Raw genomic sequence first — 17,348 nt, forward strand, 5'->3', positions numbered from 1 at the left:
TCCTGCGTGGTCTCTGCGGTCGGGAAGGTCACGGGGGGTCAGGAGTGCTGGGCGGCGGCGCCGACGGCGGCGCGCTTGCGGGTGACCAGCGCGTCGATGGCGCGCACGGTGTTGAAGTTGGCCATCTCCAGGTCGTCGTCCTCGACGGTGATGCCGAACTCGCCCTCGACGAACAGCACCAGCTGCATGATGAAGAGCGAGTTGACGAATCCGGTGGCGAAGATGTCCTCGTCGTCGGTGAGCCGGTGCTCGCCGAAGAACTGGGCGAGGAAGGCGAGGATCTGCGGCTTGTGGTCGGCCGTCGTCATGGCGGGCGGTTCCTTCTTCTCGTTCGGGTGCCGGTGGTGGCTGGGGCTGGGTCTGGAGTCGGGACGTGCGGTCAGGCCAGGGTGGTGGCGTAGCTGTAGAAGCCCTGGCCGCTCTTGCGGCCGAGCAGGCCGGCGTCGACCATCCGGACCAGCAGCGGGCACGGCCGGTACTTGCTGTCGCTGAACGCGGTGTAGAGGCCCTGGACGGACTGCAGGATGGTGTCCAGGCCGATCAGGTCGGCGGTCTCCAGCGGGCCCATGGTGTGGCCGAAGCAGGTCTTGAAGATCCGGTCGACCTCCTCGGCGCCGGCCACGCCCTCGTGGACCAGGTAGACGGCCTCGTTCACGGTGAGCATCAGGACCCGGTTGGTGACGAACCCCGGCGAGTCCTCCACCAGGATTCCCTCCTTGCCGAGTTGGGCCAGCAGGGCGCGGGCGGTGGCCACGGTCGCGGCGGAGGTGTGGTGGCCGCGGATCATCTCCACGGTCGGCTTGAGCGGGACGGGGTTCATGAAGTGCATCCCGAGCACCCGGTCGGGCCGGGAGGTGGCCGCGCCGATCCGGGTGATCGGGATGACCGAGGTGTTGGCGGCGAACACCGTGCGCTCCGGGCAGACCGCGTCCAGGCGCTCGTACACGCCCTTCTTCAGACCCCAGTCCTCGGTGATGTTCTCGATCACGAAGTCGGCCTCGTCGAAGCCCTCGTAGTCGGTGGTGAGGCTGATCCGCGCGAGGACGGTCCGCCGGTCCTCCTCGGGGCCCTTGGCGCCCAGCACCCGGCCGAAGCGCAGGCCCTGGGCGATGGTCTGCTCGGCGGCGGCGAGGATCTCCTTCGTCCGGTCGACCAGCAGGACCCGGTGGCCGGTCTGGGCGAGCGCCTGGGCCAGGCCGGTGCCCATGACGCCGGCGCCGACCACGCCGACCGTGTGGATGTCAGACATCTGCTGTGCTCCGCTTCTGTTCGGCCGGGGAGCCGGGCGTCGAGGTGCCGTCCCCGGGGGTGTCGGGCGTCGGTTCGGTGTCGGTCGTCCCTGCGGTGTCGGTCGTCGGTTCGGTGTCGGTCGTCCCTGCGGTCTCGGTCGTCGCCGCGGTGTCGAGGCGTCGGCGGAGGGCGGCGGCCTGTTCCGCCACGGTCAGCGTCTCGAAGAGGGCGTTCAGCGGCAGGTCGACGCCGAACCGGCGCCGGATCCGGGCCGCGAGCTGGAGGCCGAGCAGCGAGTGGCCACCGAGCTCGAAGAACTCGTCGTGCACGCCGACGCGTTCCAGGCCGAGCAGTTCGGCCCACAGCCGGGCCAGCGCGGTCTCGGTGTCGTCCCGGGGCTCGGTGTACGCGGTGAGGATGCCGGGGCGTGGATGGACGGCGGTGTCGTCCGCCGGTCCGTCCGCCGGGGCGCCCACCCGGTGGGCGCGGATGTCGGCGAACACGGCGTCCAGGTCCTTGGCGACCACGGCGACCTGCGGGCCGAGTCCGGCGGCGAGCAGCCGCAGCAGCGCCTCGACTCCCTCGGCGGGCCGGATGCCCTGGTCCAGGTGGTCGCGCAGCGGTCCGCTCTCGCCCGGCCGTCCGGGGGAGGTGGCGGCGGCGGGCGGGAAGCGGTAGGCGGCGGTCTCGCGGGAGGTTCCGTCGCGCAGCGCTTCGAGCCGGGTCTCCAGGTCGGCGACGCGCTTGAGGACGAAGTCCTCGACCCGGACGGTCTCCAGGCCGGTCTCGTCCAGCAGGGTGAAGTCCGCGGTGAAGGTCTCCTTGCCGCGGCGGTCCGCCTCGTGGAAGCGGTGGTGGCTGTAGATCCGGCGCGGCAGCGGGGCGAGGAGGGTGAGGCGGCCGTAGCTGAGCGGGATCCGGAACTCCTCGGCGAGGTTCATGCCGTGGAAACCCGCTCCGAGGTCGAGCAGGGAGGGGTGGAGGGCGATCCGCTCCAGGTCGCCGCCGAACTCGGCGGGCAGTTCGAGCTCGGCGAGCGCCTCCTTCTCGCCGAGGTGCACCCGGCGCAGGCAGCGGGAGCGCGGGCCGAAGCCCATCGGGCCGGTGTGGGTGACGGCGCCGAGGTCGCGCATGCCGGCGCGGGCGATCAGCTCGGCGACGTCGTGGCGGCGGCGCGGGGCGGCGTCCTCGCCGACCGGGCCGACGGAGCCCGTCACATGGACCTGCCAGCCGTCCTCCTCGGCCGGGTCCTGGCCGGCACCGCTCTCCCGGCTGACCACGGCGAAGCGTGGCGGGCTGTGCCGCTTGTCGAGGACGACCCGCAGTTCGCGCCGCTGGTCCTCGCCGATGACCACCGGGGAGAGGAAGGTGACCTCGTCGAGCACCGCCCGGGCGTCGCCGCTCTGGTGCTCGTGGACGGCGCGGGCGAGTTCCAGGTGGCCGGTGCCGGGGACGACGGCGTTGCCCGCCATCCGGTGCTCGTCGATCAGCCAGGAGGTGGCGACGCTGAGCGCGACGGAGTAGACGGCGACGGCCTCGTCGTCGCGCAGGCAGGCGTCGAGCAGCGGGTGGTCGACGGGGCCGGTACGGCCATCGGCGGGCCGCTCGGCACCGGCGCCGATGGTGCGGAAGGCCATGCCGACCTCCTGCCAGCCGTCCCAGTTCACCGACACGGTGCGCGGCCCGCCGGTGGCCTCGTTGTGCTGGGCCAGGGCGTCCAGGAAGGCGTTGGCGGCGACGTAGTCGATCTGCCCGACGCCGCCGGTCAGGGCGAGGCTGGAGGAGCAGTGGACGGTGAAGTCGGGGGCGAGCCGGCGGGCGAGGGCGTCGACCACCAGGCCGCCGCGGACCTTGGGGTCGAGCACCCGGTCGGCGGCCTCCGTGGTCTTGAGCTGGGCGAGCCCGGCGGCCGGGACCCCGGCGGCGTGCACGATCCCGTGGACGGCGCCGAAGCGCTCCACCGCCTCGTCGGCGATCCGGTGCATGGCGGCGGAGTCGGTGACGTCGGCGGCCGCGGTCATCACCTGGGCGCCGAGCCCTTCGAGTTCCAGCACGGCGCGGATCCGCTCCCCCGCCGCCGCGTCCTCGCTGCCGTCGGCGAGCAGGGCGTCCCAGCTCTCGCGGGGCGGCAGCGGGGTGCGTCCGACCAGGACGAGCCGGGCCCGGGCGGCGGCCGCGAAGTGGCGGGCCAGGGAGAGGCCGACGCCGCCGAAGCCGCCGGTGATCAGGTAGACGCCGTCCTCGCGCAGCGGGGTGCGGCCGTCCGCGACGGCCTCCACCCGGACCGGCCGGTGGGTGCGCTCCCAGCGGCGGCGGCCACGCAGGGCGGTGAGCGGCCTGGTCGGCGCGTCGAGGAGTTCGGTGTACAGCAGTTCGGTGTCCTCCGGCGTCCAGCCGCGGCCGGGGGGCAGGGAGAGGTCGACGGCCCGGCAGACGGTGTCGGGCTGTTCCAGCGGCAGGACCAGGGCCGGGCCGGTGACGGTGGCCTTCTCCGGGGCGACGGGTTCGGTGCCGAGCACCGCGAAGGCGTCGCTGGAGACCACGGCGAGGTCCAGCGGGGCGCCGGGGGCGGTGGCGGTGAGGGCCTGGTCGAGCCGGAGCAGGCTGTGGAAGCCGCGTTCCAGGGTCTCCTCGGCGGAGCGGCGCGGGCCGACGCTCCACAGGTGGACGATCCGGTCCGGCGGGCCGCCGTCGGCGGTGACCCGTTCGACCAGCCGCCGGTGGTCTGCGGCGCTGCCCGGTGCCAACTCATATGTGCCGTCGGGGAGTTCGCGCCAGGCCAGGCCCGCCCGGACGGTGGTGACGCGGTGGCCGTCGGCGCGCAGCCGGGCGGCGAGCGCCTCGCCGACGCCCTCCTCGTCGGTGAACAGCAGCCAGCTTCCGGCCGCCGGGGCGGCGGCGGCCGGGCGGGGCGGCAGCGACTCCCAGACCGGGGTGTGGAACCAGTCGGCGAGGTCCGCCCGGCGGGCGAGCGAGGGTGCGGCCTTGCGGGGTGCCGGGTCGATCCAGTGCCGGGTCTCCTCGAACGGGTACGGCGGCAGGGCGACCCTGGCGGCGTCGTTGCCGCCGTTGACGGCGGGCCAGTCCAGGTCCACGCCGGCGGCCCACAGCCCGCCGGCGGTGTTCAGCAGGAACCGCTCCTCGCCCTGCCGGTCGAAGCGTCCCGGCATGGAGGCGACGGCCACGCCCGGCGCGGCGGAGGCGGGCCGCAGCTGGAGGGCCAGGCTGGTCAGGGACTGGCCGGGACCGGTCTCCAGCAGGACCCGCCCGGGCTGCTGCCACAGCCGGCCGATGCCGTCGGCGAAGCGCACCGGCCGGCGCAGGTGCCGCACCCAGTACGCCGGGTCGGTGACCAGCTCGGCGTCGGCCCAGTCGCCGGTGACGTTGGAGACGTACGGGACGGTCGGCGGGTGGAGGGTGACCCCGGCGGCGAGCTCGGCGAACTCCGCCGCGATCGGATCCATCATGTGCGAGTGGAAGGCGTGGGTGGTCTGCAACTGCCGGGCGGCGACGCCGTCCGCGGCGAGCCGGGCCTCCAGCGCGCCGACCGCCTCGGCGGTGCCGGCCACCACGCACAGCGCGGGCCCGTTGACGGCGGCCAGCGAGAGGTCGTCGTCCAGCAGGCCGAGGACGCGCTCCTCGGGCAGCGGCACGGCCAGCATGGCGCCGGCCGGCAGGCCGTCGATCAGCCGGGCGCGGTGCGCGACCAGCTTCAGGGCGTCGTCCAGCGAGAGGACGCCGGCCAGGTGCGCGGCGGTGTACTCGCCGATGCTGTAGCCGATCAGCGCGCTCGGCCGCACCCCCCAGGACTCCCAGAGCCCGGCCAGCGCGTACTCGACGGCGAAGGTCGCGGGCTGCGCGTAGCGGGTGCGGTCGAGCTCGGTGCGTTCGGCGGCGGCCGGGCCGCCGCGCAGCATCCGGCGCAGGTCGGCGCCGGCGGGCGGGGTGTCCGGCGCCCCGGCGGGGTGGAGCAGCTCGCGCACGTCGATGCCGAGGTACGGGCGGAAGCCTTCGGCGCAGCGGTCGAGGGCGTCGCGGAACACCGGTTCGGTGGCGTGGAGTTCGCGCCCCATGCCGATGCGCTGCTCGCCGAGGCCGGGGAGGACGAAGGCGACCTGACGGGGCGTGCCGTCGTGGTGGCCGGTGCGGACGGCGTTCGGGGCGCGCTCGCGCAGCGCGCGGGCGGCTTCGGCGGTGGACTCGGCGATCAGGAAGCGGCGGTGGCCGTAGTGGCGGCGGCCGGTCTGCAGGGTGCGGGCGGTGCCGGCCAGGTCGGGGGCGGTGGCGCCGTCGAGGCGGTCGGCGAGCCGGTCGGTGGCGGCCTCCAGGGCGCCGGCGGTGCGGGCGGTGACCGGCAGCAGGACGCGGGACCGGCCGGGTGCGCGGCGGGCGGGCGCGGGGGCCTCCTCCAGGACGACGTGGGCGTTGGTGCCGCCCATGCCGAAGGAGCTGACGCCGGCCCGGCGCGGTCCCGGCCCGGCCGGCCAGTCGGTGAGCCGGGTGTTGACCCGGAACGGGACGGCGTCGAAGTCGATGGCCGGGTTGGGGACGTCGAAGTGCAGGCTCGGCGGGATCTGCCGGTGCTGGAGCGCCAGCACGGTCTTGATCAGCCCGGCGACGCCGGCGGCGGCGTGGGTGTGGCCGATGTTGCCCTTGACCGCGCCGATCGCGCAGCTGCCGGGGGCGAGGCCGCGGAAGACCTGGGTCAGGGCCTCGATCTCGATCGGGTCGCCGAGCGGGGTGCCGCTGCCGTGCGTCTCGACGTAGCCGATGGTGGCCGGGTCGACGTCGGCGGTGTCGAGGGCGGCGCGGATCACCCGGGCCTGGCCGGCCACACCGGGGGCGGTGAAGCCGATCCGCCGGGCACCGTCGTTGCCGACCGCCGAGCCCTTGATCACGGCCCGGATCGGGTCGCCGTCGGCGAGGGCGTCCTCCAGCCGCTTGAGCACCACCATGCCCGCGCCGTTGGCGGCGACGGTGCCCTGCGCGGTGGCGTCGAAGGGCCGGCAGTGGCCGTCGGCGGAGAAGATCCCGCCGGGCTGGAACAGGTAGCCCTGGTGCTGGTGGGCACGGACCGTCGCGCCGCCCGCGAGCGCGGTGTCGCAGGCTCCGCTGAGCAGCGCCTGGCAGGCCAGGTGGACGGCCACCAGGGAGGTGGAGCAGGCGGACTGGACGGTGAGGGCCGGGCCGGAAAGATCGAGCTTGTAGGCGATCCGGGTGGCCAGGAAGTCCTTCTCGTTGGCGATGTTCCGGGCGAACACCTCGCCCGGGTCCTCGCCGTCGATCCGGCCGTCCACGTGGTCGACGTAGCTGTTGTAGTAGGTGCCCGCGTACACCCCGACCGGGCCGGGCACGGCGAGCGGGTCGTGGCCGGAGTCCTCCAGGGCCTCCCAGGCGCACCGCAGCAGCACCCGGTGCTGGGGGTCCATCAGGTCGGCTTCCTTCGGGCTCATGCCGAAGAAGTCGGCGTCGAAGCGGTCGGCGTCCGCCAGGACGCCCTGCGCGGCGACGTAGTCGGGATCGTTGCGCAGGGCCTCGGGGACGCCCTGGGCGGCGAGTTCCTCGGGGGTGAAGAAGGTGATCGACTCGGTGCCGGTGCTCAGGTTCTCCCAGTACTGCTCGGGGCCGTCGGCGCCGGGGAAGCGGCAGGCGAGGCCGATGACGGCGATCTCCAGGCCGGTCGTGTCGTCGCTGTGCTCCATCAGCCGTTCTCCTTCCGTGCGCCGGCCCGCCGTTGGTCGAGCTGGCGGCGCAGCCGGTCGCGGCCGCGGTCGAGCCGCTCCCGGGCCCCGGGGGCGGCGGCGCCGGGGCCGCCGGGCCCCCCGGGCTCCTCGGCCAGGTGCGCGGCGAGGGTCTCGACGGTGGGGCACATGGTCAGTGTCAGGAGCGGTACCTCGCGGCCGAGTTGCTCGCCCAGCCGGGCGGAGACGCGCTTGAGCAGCAGCGAGTTGCCGCCCAGGTCGAAGAAGTTGTCCTCGACGCCGAACTCCTCGGTGCCGAGCACCTCGGACCAGACGGCGGCGATCCGACGGGCCAAGGGGTCGGCGGGGGCGGCCCGGTGACCGGGCGCGGCGGCCGTGGCCAGGCGTTCGGCGAGCCGCAGGCGCTGCACCTTGCCGGTGGGGCTGCGCGGGACGTCGTCGACGACGAACACCCGGCTGGGGACCTTGAAGTCGGCGAGCCGCTCGCGGGCGTACTCGCGCAGGTCCCGCTCGACCACCAGGGCGCCGGGTTCCGGGACGACGGCCACCGCGACGTCCTCGCCCAGGGTGGGGTGCGGGACGCCGAAGGCGACGGCGAGCTTGACGGTGGGGTGGCCGGCCAGGACGTCGTCGATCTCGACCGGGGCGACCTTGGAGCCGCCCCGGTTGATGATCTCCTTGCTGCGGCCGACCACGTACAGGTAGCCGTCCTCGTCGAGCCGTCCCTCGTCGCCGGTGCGCAGCCAACCGCCGGTGAAGGCACGGGAGTTGGCCTCCGGGTTGGCCTCGTAGCCGGCCATCACGTTGGCCCCGCGGATGGCGATCTCGCCGGACTCGCCGGCCGGTACGGGCTGCCCCGCCTTGTCCAGCACGGCGACCGGTCCGCCCACCGGCAGGCCGACCGAGCGGAGCTTGCGCCGGCCGGGCGGCAGCGGGTTGCTGGTGACCAGCGAGCCGGCCTCCGTCATGCCGTACGCCTCGATGACCGGGGCGTGGAAGGCCTCCTCCAGGGCGGTCAGGGTGGGGCCGGGCAGCGGCGCGGAGGCGGAGCGGATGAACCGGAGCCGGCTGGCGGCGAGGACCTCGCGGTGGTCGTCGGCGACGGACAGCAGGGCCTGGTGCATGGCCGGCACGGCGGTGTACCAGGTCGGGCGGAACCGCTCCAGCCAGGTGTAGAAGCCGGTGTCGCTGAAGCCGGGGGTGCAGACGATCCCGGCGCCGCGGACCAGGGTGGCCAGCAGGGTGCTGGTCAGGCCGTGGGCGTGGAACAGCGGCATCGGGTTGAGGCAGAGGTCCTGCTCGTCGAGGGCGAAGGCGGCGCCGGTGTTGCGGGCGGCGACGTGCAGGTTGGCGTGGGTGAGCGGGACGAGCTTGGGCCGGTCGGTGGTGCCGGAGGTGTGCAGGATCAGGGCGGTGTCCTCCGGGCCGGCGGGGCCGCCGTCGGCGGCGGCGACCGGTGCGCCGGGGTCGGCGCAGTGCAGCTCGAACTCGCCCGCGGGGGTGCCGGGCCGGGAGCTGAGCTCGATGATCCGGACACCGAGCTGCCGGGCGACCGCCACGGCGGGCGAGTCGTCCCCGGCCTCGACCAGCAGGGCGTCGGCCCGCATGTCGGCGAGGTAGAAGGCGAACTCCTGCTCCCGGTAGGCGGGGTTGAGCGGGGCGCTCTGGGCGTACGCGGCCGTGCCGAGGAACGCGGTGGCGAGGTCGGGGCCGTTGGGCAGCACCAGGGCGACCCGGTGGGGGCGGCCGATTCCGAAGGTGTTCAGCGCCTGCCCGATCTCCTCGATCCGCCCGGCGAGCGCCCGGTAGGTGAGCGGGGTCCGGTCGGGTGCGAGGAGGGCGGCGGCGTCCGGCCGGGCGGCGGCCCGGTCGGCGATCAGTCGGCTGAGGCCGGTGATCGGGGCGTCCTCGGTCACGGTCATCTCCCAGTTGCTTCGTTGGTCGGGGTTCGGCGCGTCGGCGGATTTTGGGGTTCAGCGCGTCGGCAGTTCGGCCACCGCCCAGGCGGTGGGCGGCCGGCCGGCGGTGGTCCGGGTGCCGGTGCGGACCAGGGCTCGGCGGGGGCCGGCGTCCGGCGGATCGGCTCCGGCGATCTCGACGGTCAGGCGGTGGGGCGCCGCGTCGGCGGCGGGGTGCAGGCGGTAGCGCCGGGGCGGGATCCGGACGAAGCCCAGGCCGGAGGCCTTCGCCAGGGCCTCCTTGACGCACCACAGGTGCAGCGGGCGGACCACCGGGCCGCAGGCCCGGCGCAGGGCGTCGAGCTCGGCCGGGGTGCCGAAGCGGTGCAGGTTGCGCTCGGCGGTGGCCCATTCGGTCTCGGCGTCGACGCCCAGCCCGGCCGGTGCCGCGCCGTCGGCCGGTTCACCGCGGCGCAGCGCCACCACCACCTGCTCGGCGGTGTGCGCGACGGAGAACTGCACGGCGGGCCGCAGGGCGGCGCCGTCCCAGCTGACCTGCCGGACGGCGCCCGGCCCGGCCAGCCCGATCCGCCGGTGCGCGTCGGGCAGGTCGGGCACCAGGCCGAGCCGGACCAGGCCGGCCCTCAGCGTCTGCCGGGCCGCGTACCACTGGTCCTGGCGGGCGGCGCCGGTGTGGCCGCTGCGCTGGTGCGCGGCCTGCGCCGCGCCGCGCCGCACCTCGTCCCACAGCAGCCGCACGCCGGTCACCGCCGTACGGGAAGGGGTTCGCGCACCACGTCCGCCAGGCCGCGCACGCCCGGTCCGGCGGTGGCCGCGTACCGGATCGCGCGCAGCACGCCGGGCAGGAAGGCGCGGCGGTCGGCCATCCGGTGCAGGACCTCGACGTGTTCACCGCTGCCCGCCGCGACCACCCGGTGCTCGCTGAGGGCGTCGCCGAGGCGGAAGGAGGTGATGTCGGGGGCGGGCGCGCCGGGGCCGCGGGCGCCCTGCCAGGCGGCGGCGAGGTGACGGGCGGTGCTGCTGGGGCGGTCGCGCTTGCCCGCGAAGTGCAGGTCGCCGACGCCCGCGTTCCAGCTGTCGTCGGACTGGGCGGCGAGGTCCTCGACGAAGCGGGTGACGGCCAGCAGGGCGAGGCTGTAGTTGGCGGCGACCACGACGGCGCGGCTGCGGCCGACCTCCGCCAGCAGCCGCTGGTGCCGGTCGCCGAGGCCGCTGGTGCCGATGACCAGTGAGCAGGGCACGGTGCGGGCCTGGTCGAGCAGCTCGGCGGTGGCCTCCTCGGCGGTGAAGTCGACGACCACCGGATCCGGGTCGGGCAGGTCGGCGAGGCGGTGCACCACCGGTGCGGGCGGATCCGTTTCGTCCGGGCCGGGTGCCGGGGGCCGGAGGCTGAGCCGGGCGGACAGCGCCAGGTCGGGGGCGTCCAGGAGGGCCTGCCGGACGACGCCCGCCATCCGGCCGGTCAGGCCGCAGACGGCGACGGGGACGGTCATGCGCCGACCGCCTCCGGGACCAGGCCCATCCGGCGGGCGAGTTCGTTCTCGACGACGCGCCGGCCGCCGAAGCAGGCCTGGAGGGCGGCGTCGGGCCAGTCGGCGTCGTCCACCGGGGCGGCTTCGAGGCCGAGTTCGGTGGCCATGTCCTCGGCGGTCCGGGCGGCCCGCTGGATCAGGTCGACGGCGCTCAGCAGGGTGGCGAGGACGGCCTGGCCGCCGGGTTCCTCGGCCTTGAACCCCGCCCCGAACCGCGCGGCGGCCGAGGCCAGCGAGACCTCGATCTCCAGCTTGCTGAGCTCGTGGGCCAGGTACTGGGAGGTGGACAGCGCCTCCACGCCCTCACCGGTCCGGGCCAGCGCCCGGCGCAGGTCGGCGACGACCCGGGCGGGCCAGGCGAGGGCGCGGCGGGCGAACGCCCAGGCGTACGCGTCGAGCGCGGCCGTCAGCTCCCCGCCGGGCGCCCAGTCGACCGGGCGGGACAGCGCGGCGGCGGGGGCGCCGTCGAGTTCGGCCCAGCCCCAGCCGACGGCCCGGCCGGCGCCGTGCAGCCGGACGCCGGCCGCGTCGTGCGGGACCAGCGCCAGCCGCGTCCCGCCGTCCAGCCGGACCGGGACCAGGGACGCCTCGGCGTCCTGGACGGCGTACCGGTAGCGGCCGGTCAGCAGCGTCCGGCCGCCGTCCCGGTCGGCCCGGACGGCGGGGGCGGTGAGGCTGAGCAGGGCGCTGGGGGTGAACAGGCCGAGCGCGGTGGTGACGTGGCCCGCGCGGATGTCGTCGAGCAGCGGGGCGGTGGTGTCGAAGGCGTCGAGCAGCGGCAGGACGCCGTGCACCTGCTCGGTGAGCGCGGCGGCCACGGCGAACGGCCGGGTCTCCCAGATCCGGTCCAGGGCCTCGTCCAGCGCCTCCGCCGGCGACAGGCCGGCCCCCGCAGAGGCTCCGGCAGTCGGCGGCAGGTCGGGGCCGTGGCCGGTCAGCAGCCCGTGCAGGGCGGCGAGGGCCTGGTCGGCGGCGGTCATGCGCGGCCTCCCTCGGCGAGCCGGGCGCGGACGAACCGGACGATCGAGTCGACGGAGTACAGGTGCTCGGGGTCGGCCTCGGGGTCGATCACGGCGTCGTAGCGTTGCTCCAGCACCTCCATCAGGTTGATGTAGCCGATGGAGTTGACGCCGGCCCGGTCGAGTTCGCCGTCCGCGGCGCGCAGGTCGGCGACGGTGACGACCCGTCCGGTGGCGGTCTCGACGAGCAGTTCGATCTCCTCGCGCAGGTCCGTTCCGGTGCGGGCCGCCTCGTTGGCTGTGCTGCTGCTCATGCGTGCTTCTCCAGTTCCTGGGCGGTGCCGTCGGCGGCGCGGACGTCCTGGACCAGGCGGCGCAGTTCGGTCATCCGGGCCTTGCCGACGGTCGATCGGGGGATGGCGGGGAGGAAGGTCACCCGCCCGGGCACCTTGAACGGCGCGAGGCGGGCGCGGCAGGCGTCGACCACCTCGGTGCGGCCGATCCGTCCGGTGCCGGCCAGTGCGGCGTGCAGGACGGTCTCCCCGTTGGCGTCGGTGTCGGCGAACACGGCGGCGTCGGTGACGCCGTCGAGGGCGAGCAGGGTGCGTTCGATCTCGGCCGGGTCGATCTTCCGGCCGGCCAGGTTGATCGGTCCGCCGAGCCGGCCGGTGACGAACAGCCGTCCGTCGGCCAGGTGGCCGAGGTCGCCGGTGCGGTAGTAGCCGTCGGCGTCGAGCCGTTCGGCGAGGGCGCCGGGGGCGTTCAGGTAGCCGGCCGCCATCGAGGCGGTGCGGACCCTCACCTCGGTCTCGCCGGTGGGCAGTTGGACGGCCTTGACGGAGACGCCGGGCAGGGCGGTGCCGAGTCCTTCGGAGCGGTCCGGTTCGCGTTCGTAGGTGCAGGGGCCGGTCTCGGCGATGCCGTAGTAGTCGGCGATCCGCACGCCGTACCGGGACTCGAAGCGGCGCCGCACCTCCGGGTCGAGGACGGCGGCCGCGGAGACGGCCCGGGTGACGGTGGCGAAGGCGTCGACGTCGGCCCGGGCCGCGTCGGCGAGCAGCCGGTAGGCCAGCGGGAAGGCCACCAGCCTGGTCGCGGCGGCGCGGGTGACGGCCCGGGAGATGCCGCCGGAGGTGGGCAGGCCCTGGTAGAGGTGGAGTTCGGCGCCGACCGTGAAGACCGGCAGCAGCGAGGTGTTGAACGCCAGACCGTTGGTGAAGCCCGCCAGGCACAGCACCCGGTCGCCGGGGCCGAGGCCGGTGCCGGCCGCCCAGGTGTCGGCGGCGGCGATCACCGCGTCCGCCGTGAACTCCAGGCACTTGGGGGCGCCGGTGGTGCCGGAGGTGAACCGGCAGGTGGCGGTGGACGGCCGGGGCTCGGGCGCCCCGGCCGTGGCGGGCAGCACGGCCAGCGACAGCGCGCTGTCCGGGACGGCCCGGGTCTCCCCGCCGAGCGGGAACGGCTCCTTGCCGTCGAACAGGAAGGCCGGGACGCCGCAGCTGGTCCGGATGCCCTCCAGTTCGGCGGCCCCGAAGGTCGCGTCGATCAGGAACGGCAGCCGTCCGGCCACCAGCAGGGCGTAGTACGAGACCAGGTAGTCGATGCTGTTGGCGGCGTGCACGCCGACGTTGACCAGGTCCGGCCCGAGCAGCGCGTCCAGGGTGCCCGCGCGTTCCCGGACCAGGGCGGCGAAACGGGTGTAGGTCAGTTCCCGGCCCGCAGCGACGACGGCCCGCCGATCGCCGTGCCGGTCGCAGGCGGCCAGGAACGCGGCGCCGAGCCGCCGCCCGTCAGCCACGGCGGGCTCCGTCCGCTCCGGCGGGCGCGAGTTCGAGTTCGGCCCGGCAGGCCATGCTGTGGTTGGCGATGGTCAGCATGGTGGTCTGGCTGCCGCCGGACATCCGGAAGCCGCGCAGCTGGGCGTGGGCGCGCAGCGAGGGGCTGTCCCACATGTAGCCCGCCCCGCCCTCCAGGTCGGTGGCGAGGACGGCCAGTTCGTTGGCCTTCTCCACGCAGAACCACTTGAGTTCGGCGATCTCGGGAACGGTGCTTCCCCCGGCGGTGACCCGCAGGTACGCGTCGGCGATGCCCGCCTCCATCAGCTCCTGGTGGGCGCGGGCCCGGGCCAGCGCGTGGGCGTTGACCGGCCAGGCGCCGAGCGGACGGCCGCCGAGGCTGCGCCCGCGCACATAGCCGGTGATGTGCTCCAGCAGCGCGCGGTGGGTGAAGAAGGCGTCGGCGGCGATCAGCAGGCGCATCCGGGACATCACCCGGTTCCAGCGCATCAGCTGGCTGATGCCGCTGCGCGAGACCACCTGCCCGGCGGCGACGCGGACGCCGTCGAACTCCACGAGGGCGGAGTCGACGCTGCGGGTGCCGAGCTTGTCGTACACCTCGGTGACCCGCACGCCCGGGGTGGCCTTCTCCACCGCGATGATCGCGGGCGCGCCGTCCAGGACGGCGCTGACGAAGCACAGGTCGGCGGTGGCGCCGTTGATGACGAACTTCTTCCGGCCGTGGATGACGACCTGGTCGCCCTCGGTGGTCGCCGTGGTGGGCTCCTCGGGGGACGGGTCGGTGTCGCACTGGCAGGCCACCAGGTCCCCGGTGACCAGCCCGGGCAGGTAGCGGTCGCGCAGCGCCTCGTCCCGGGCGGACACCAGCCACTCGCAGGCGATCTCGTTCTGCACGTGCATCGCGAGGGCGATGCCGCCGTCCCGGGCGCCGGCCAGCGCCTCGCCGAGGACCAGCGCGCCGAGCAGGCCCAGGCCCTGGCCGCCGAGTTCGCGCGGCAGCGACACGCCCATGAAGCCGTTCGCCGCGAGGTCCTGCCAGGTCTCCCGGCGCAGGTGCCCGTCGGGCGAGGTGCGCCACTTGTCGAGCCACTGCGGGGTGAAGTGGTCCGCCGCCCGGGCCATCAACTCGCGGTGACCGTCCGTCAGTCGAGCGGACAGGATGCCATTGCTCAGCATGGAAACCACACACTGCTCTCTCTGGTCGAGCCTCGGCTTCGAGGTCGGGTCGGGCTGCGGGTCTCGTCCGTGGCGCGGTCAGCCGGTCGGCTGCCGCGGGTCCCGTCCGTGGCTGTAGGCGATCGGCGCCCGGTCCCACTTGACGGCGTTCTCGTCGGCGATGCCGACCGCGATCACGTAGATGACCTCCTCCTCGTCCGCCAGCCGCGCGAGTCCGGCGATCCGGCCGGCGTCGAACCCGCCGAGGCAGGTGATGCCGACGTGCTGCGCGGCCGCCCCGAGGCACAGGCGCTGGGCGGCGCTCGCGGCGTGGAAGTGGAGTTCGGCCAGCCCCTGCTGGCCGCGCTCCCCGAGGAGTTGGCGCACCGGCGCGTGCAGCGCCACCAGCGCGGCGCAGCCGGCCGCGACGCCCTGGTTCATGCAGGCCGCGACCACGGCCTCCTCCGAGCCGCCGTCGCCGCCGACGGGCAGCAGCCGGTGGCCGGCCGGGTCGTACTCGTAGGCGCCCGGGGCGAGGCCGTCGACGTTGCGGACCAGTACCCGCAGGCCGGCCAGCGGGCCGTCCGCGCAGTCGACGGCGATGCCGCCGCGGACGGCGGCCAGCGCCCGTCCGAGCGCGTCGGCCTCGACCGGCTTCGCCAGGAAGCCCTTGGCGGACTGCCGGCTGAGCACGACCCGGCCGAAGTCGTCGAGGGCGCCGGTGTCGTCCGGGCCGGCCAGTGCCACCGGCGCGGCGGCGCCGGAACGGGTGCCCACGGCTCGGACCGAGGCGGTGGTGCCGAACCGCAGGGGCAGGCCCCGGGGTTGGTGGTAGGTGCTGACCGGGCTGACCAGGTCCCAGGCCTCGCGTTCGGGGCCGTCGGGCTGTTCCAGGCCGCGTCCGCCGTCGTGCCACCAGATCGGTACGGCGAAGGGGTTGGCCGTCCGGCCGCCGGTCACGCCCGGGCGGCCCTCGGCGGGCGCGGCCAGGGTGACCAGCGCCTGGGGTTCCCGGCACAGGTTCTCCAGGCCGAACAGCCGGGAGAGCGCGCGGCGGTCGAAGCGCAGCCGGACGGTGGCGTCGAAGCCCGCGTCGGCGGCGGCCAGGGCGATGTTGGTGGCGGCGTGGGCACTGTCCAGGTGGGTGTAGAGGTAGCCGCGCCGGCCGTACTTGCGCATCGCGTGCCAGGGCCGGGCCACCACCGCCACCATTGCGCCGGGCGGTTCGGAGGCCGCGTCAGCGCCTGCCGCCGGCGGGTCGGACGGCGGGGCGGACGGCGGGGCGGAAGACGGGTCGGACGGCGGTGCGGCGGTCAGGACGCCGGCCACCTCGTGGCGGCCGACGGCGGCCAGCCGGCGCAGGCTGCAGCCGGCCGCGTCGTAGTGGTAGAGGGCGTAGTCATGGCCGTCCTGGAAGGCCACCAGGACCTCGAAGGGGTAGAGCGCCCCGGCGGACGGCGTGGTCCGGGCCCGCATCAGGGTCTTGCCCTTGGTGATCACCGCGCCCGAACGCTCGCCGTAGCCCAGTCCGAGGGCCTCGGCGATCCGCGTCCACTGGACGCTCATCCCGGGACCGGTGTGATCGGCGGCCGGGGAGACCGTCTCCAGACTCGATCGCAGGCGCGTCTCGTTCCAGAACCCGGCCAGCAGCGGATTGGTCAACTCTTCGACGCCCATAGGTCCTCTCGCGTTCTCGGATCGGTGGTGCGGCGCCACGCACAACGGGATCGACCCCAGCTCAGGTCGGCGCTCCGGGCCGGGCCCCCGGCCGGCGCTGACCTGCCGATCGCGGCTCGGTGCATCGGAGAGACAGCCGTGGAACAACCCCCTACCCGTCGCTGAACGCCACGGTCCGTCTCTCGTCGCGGGACGGTACCGATCACTCAGCGGCCATTTGCAAACCAACCAGCCGACCGCCGAGGCTGTCCAGCGAACGCCGATGGCTCAGTCCGGCCATGGCCCCGACCGGCCATCGGCGCACGCGCCGGGGACCGCCCCGTGGTGTGACGCAGGCCACAGTCCGATCACGTCCGGCAACTGAGATGCGGGGTTGTTCCAGGTACGGGCCGTGAAGGAGCATGGTTGCCATTCGTACACGCGGTGCAACTGACCGTGCGTATGGCCCGGGAGGGGCGCGCGCACCGGCCGGGGCCGCCGCGGGGTGTGTCAAGCAGAGCTGGGGGGCGCGCATGCACGTCCAGTCCGACCGGCGCCAGCCGTCGTTACCCGAGGCCCAGATGGGCCGAATCCTCGACTCGGCCCGTCAGGCGATCGGCGAACTCGCCTGCAAGGTCGAGGCGTTGGACCGTGAGCTGGCCGAGGTCCACACCTCGGCGATCCCCGCCCACCTGGACCGCCTGGGCGGCCACGGGGTGGAGGTCTTCCGCGGCGAGGCGGCGGTGCGTCAACTCCTGGAGGACGCCACCACGACCGTGCGGGGCCAGGTCCTCAGCATGAACCCCGGCGCGCCGCCTCCGGCACCGCTCCTGGTCGCCGGACGGCGCCGGGACGAGGAGGTGCTGGGCCGGGGCGTGTCCATCCGGACGATCCACAGCGAGTCCATGCTCCGGGTCCCGCGCGGCCGGGCCCATCTGAAGGCGCTACGCAAGGCCGGCGGCCGGATCCGCATCTCCGCGACCCTCCCCTACCGGCTGATCGTGCTGGACGCCAGCCTGGCCTTCGTCCCGCCGCCGAGCAGCGGCGACGGCGCCGAACCCGCCCTGGTGGTGGTCCGCAACCCCGACCTGGTCAGCCTCTTCGTGCAGACCTTCGAGTTCTGCTGGCAGGAGGCCCGCCCGGCCGAGGTCGCGCCGCCGCCCCGCCAGGGGCCCACCGCGCGCCAGTACCAGGTCCTGCGGCTGATGCAGCTCGGGTACAAGGACGAGGCGATCGCCCGCGAGATCGGCGTCTCCTCGCGGACGATGCGGCGCATCGTCCGCGAGCTCTTCGAACAACTGGAGGCCACCGGCCGGTTCAGCGCGGGCATGGCCGCCCAGGCGCGCGGCTGGCTCGTCCCCCCACGCTCCCGGGAGGGCTGCTCCTGACCCGCCCCGCG

At 75.1% G+C, this 17,348-nt stretch carries 12 protein-coding genes; 1 reads left to right on the forward strand and 11 read right to left on the reverse strand.

What is annotated here, in order from left to right; all coding sequences use genetic code 11:
- Positions 1–38 precede the first annotated feature (38 nt).
- The 11 genes from ACZ6Z8_RS00970 to ACZ6Z8_RS01020 form a co-directional block, all read right to left on the reverse strand.
- Entirely contained in the window at positions 39–308 is a 270-nt protein-coding gene (locus tag ACZ6Z8_RS00970; protein WP_465604877.1) for an acyl carrier protein, read from the reverse strand.
- 71 nt (positions 309–379) lie between these two features.
- On the reverse strand, positions 380–1,249 hold the full coding sequence (locus ACZ6Z8_RS00975) for a 3-hydroxyacyl-CoA dehydrogenase family protein (protein ID WP_465604880.1): 870 nt from the start codon (positions 1,247–1,249) through the stop codon (positions 380–382).
- Entirely contained in the window at positions 1,242–6,932 is a 5,691-nt protein-coding gene (locus tag ACZ6Z8_RS00980) for a type I polyketide synthase (protein ID WP_465604882.1), read from the reverse strand. Before ACZ6Z8_RS00980 ends, ACZ6Z8_RS00975 begins: the two co-directional genes overlap by 8 nt.
- The gene (locus tag ACZ6Z8_RS00985) at positions 6,932–8,854 is read right to left on the reverse strand and encodes a non-ribosomal peptide synthetase (protein ID WP_465604885.1); all 1,923 of its coding nucleotides are present in this window, start codon (positions 8,852–8,854) and stop codon (positions 6,932–6,934) included. Before ACZ6Z8_RS00985 ends, ACZ6Z8_RS00980 begins: the two co-directional genes overlap by 1 nt.
- Positions 8,855–8,905: 51 nt before the next feature.
- A complete protein-coding gene (locus ACZ6Z8_RS00990) occupies positions 8,906–9,598 on the reverse strand; it encodes a 4'-phosphopantetheinyl transferase superfamily protein (RefSeq protein WP_465604888.1) in 693 nt (230 codons plus the stop codon).
- Positions 9,595–10,344, reverse strand: coding sequence for a 4-hydroxy-tetrahydrodipicolinate reductase (locus ACZ6Z8_RS00995; protein WP_465604891.1), 750 nt, complete (start codon positions 10,342–10,344; stop codon positions 9,595–9,597). Before ACZ6Z8_RS00995 ends, ACZ6Z8_RS00990 begins: the two co-directional genes overlap by 4 nt.
- The gene (locus ACZ6Z8_RS01000; RefSeq protein WP_465604894.1) at positions 10,341–11,363 is read right to left on the reverse strand and encodes a hypothetical protein; all 1,023 of its coding nucleotides are present in this window, start codon (positions 11,361–11,363) and stop codon (positions 10,341–10,343) included. The genes ACZ6Z8_RS00995 and ACZ6Z8_RS01000 overlap by 4 nt, the downstream gene beginning before the upstream one ends.
- Positions 11,360–11,656 (reverse strand): hypothetical protein, encoded by a 297-nt coding sequence (locus tag ACZ6Z8_RS01005; protein ID WP_465604897.1) that lies wholly within the window; start codon positions 11,654–11,656, stop codon positions 11,360–11,362. Before ACZ6Z8_RS01005 ends, ACZ6Z8_RS01000 begins: the two co-directional genes overlap by 4 nt.
- Positions 11,653–13,140, reverse strand: coding sequence for a class I adenylate-forming enzyme family protein (locus ACZ6Z8_RS01010; RefSeq protein ID WP_465604900.1), 1,488 nt, complete (start codon positions 13,138–13,140; stop codon positions 11,653–11,655). Before ACZ6Z8_RS01010 ends, ACZ6Z8_RS01005 begins: the two co-directional genes overlap by 4 nt.
- Complete coding sequence (locus tag ACZ6Z8_RS01015; RefSeq protein ID WP_465604903.1) at positions 13,133–14,314, reverse strand: acyl-CoA dehydrogenase family protein; 1,182 nt, start codon at positions 14,312–14,314, stop codon at positions 13,133–13,135. The genes ACZ6Z8_RS01010 and ACZ6Z8_RS01015 overlap by 8 nt, the downstream gene beginning before the upstream one ends.
- Before the next feature lie 78 nt (positions 14,315–14,392).
- Positions 14,393–15,970 carry a nitroreductase family protein gene (locus tag ACZ6Z8_RS01020; RefSeq protein ID WP_465604906.1) on the reverse strand — a complete coding sequence of 526 codons (1,578 nt, stop codon included), beginning with the start codon at positions 15,968–15,970 and terminating at the stop codon, positions 14,393–14,395.
- Positions 15,971–16,482: 512 nt separating this feature from the next.
- On the opposite strand from ACZ6Z8_RS01020, the gene ACZ6Z8_RS01025 reads away from it, so the two are divergent.
- The gene (locus tag ACZ6Z8_RS01025; protein WP_465604909.1) at positions 16,483–17,337 is read left to right on the forward strand and encodes a helix-turn-helix transcriptional regulator; all 855 of its coding nucleotides are present in this window, start codon (positions 16,483–16,485) and stop codon (positions 17,335–17,337) included.
- Positions 17,338–17,348 lie beyond the last annotated feature (11 nt).

This window comes from Kitasatospora sp. NPDC101108 (assembly GCF_055584725.1).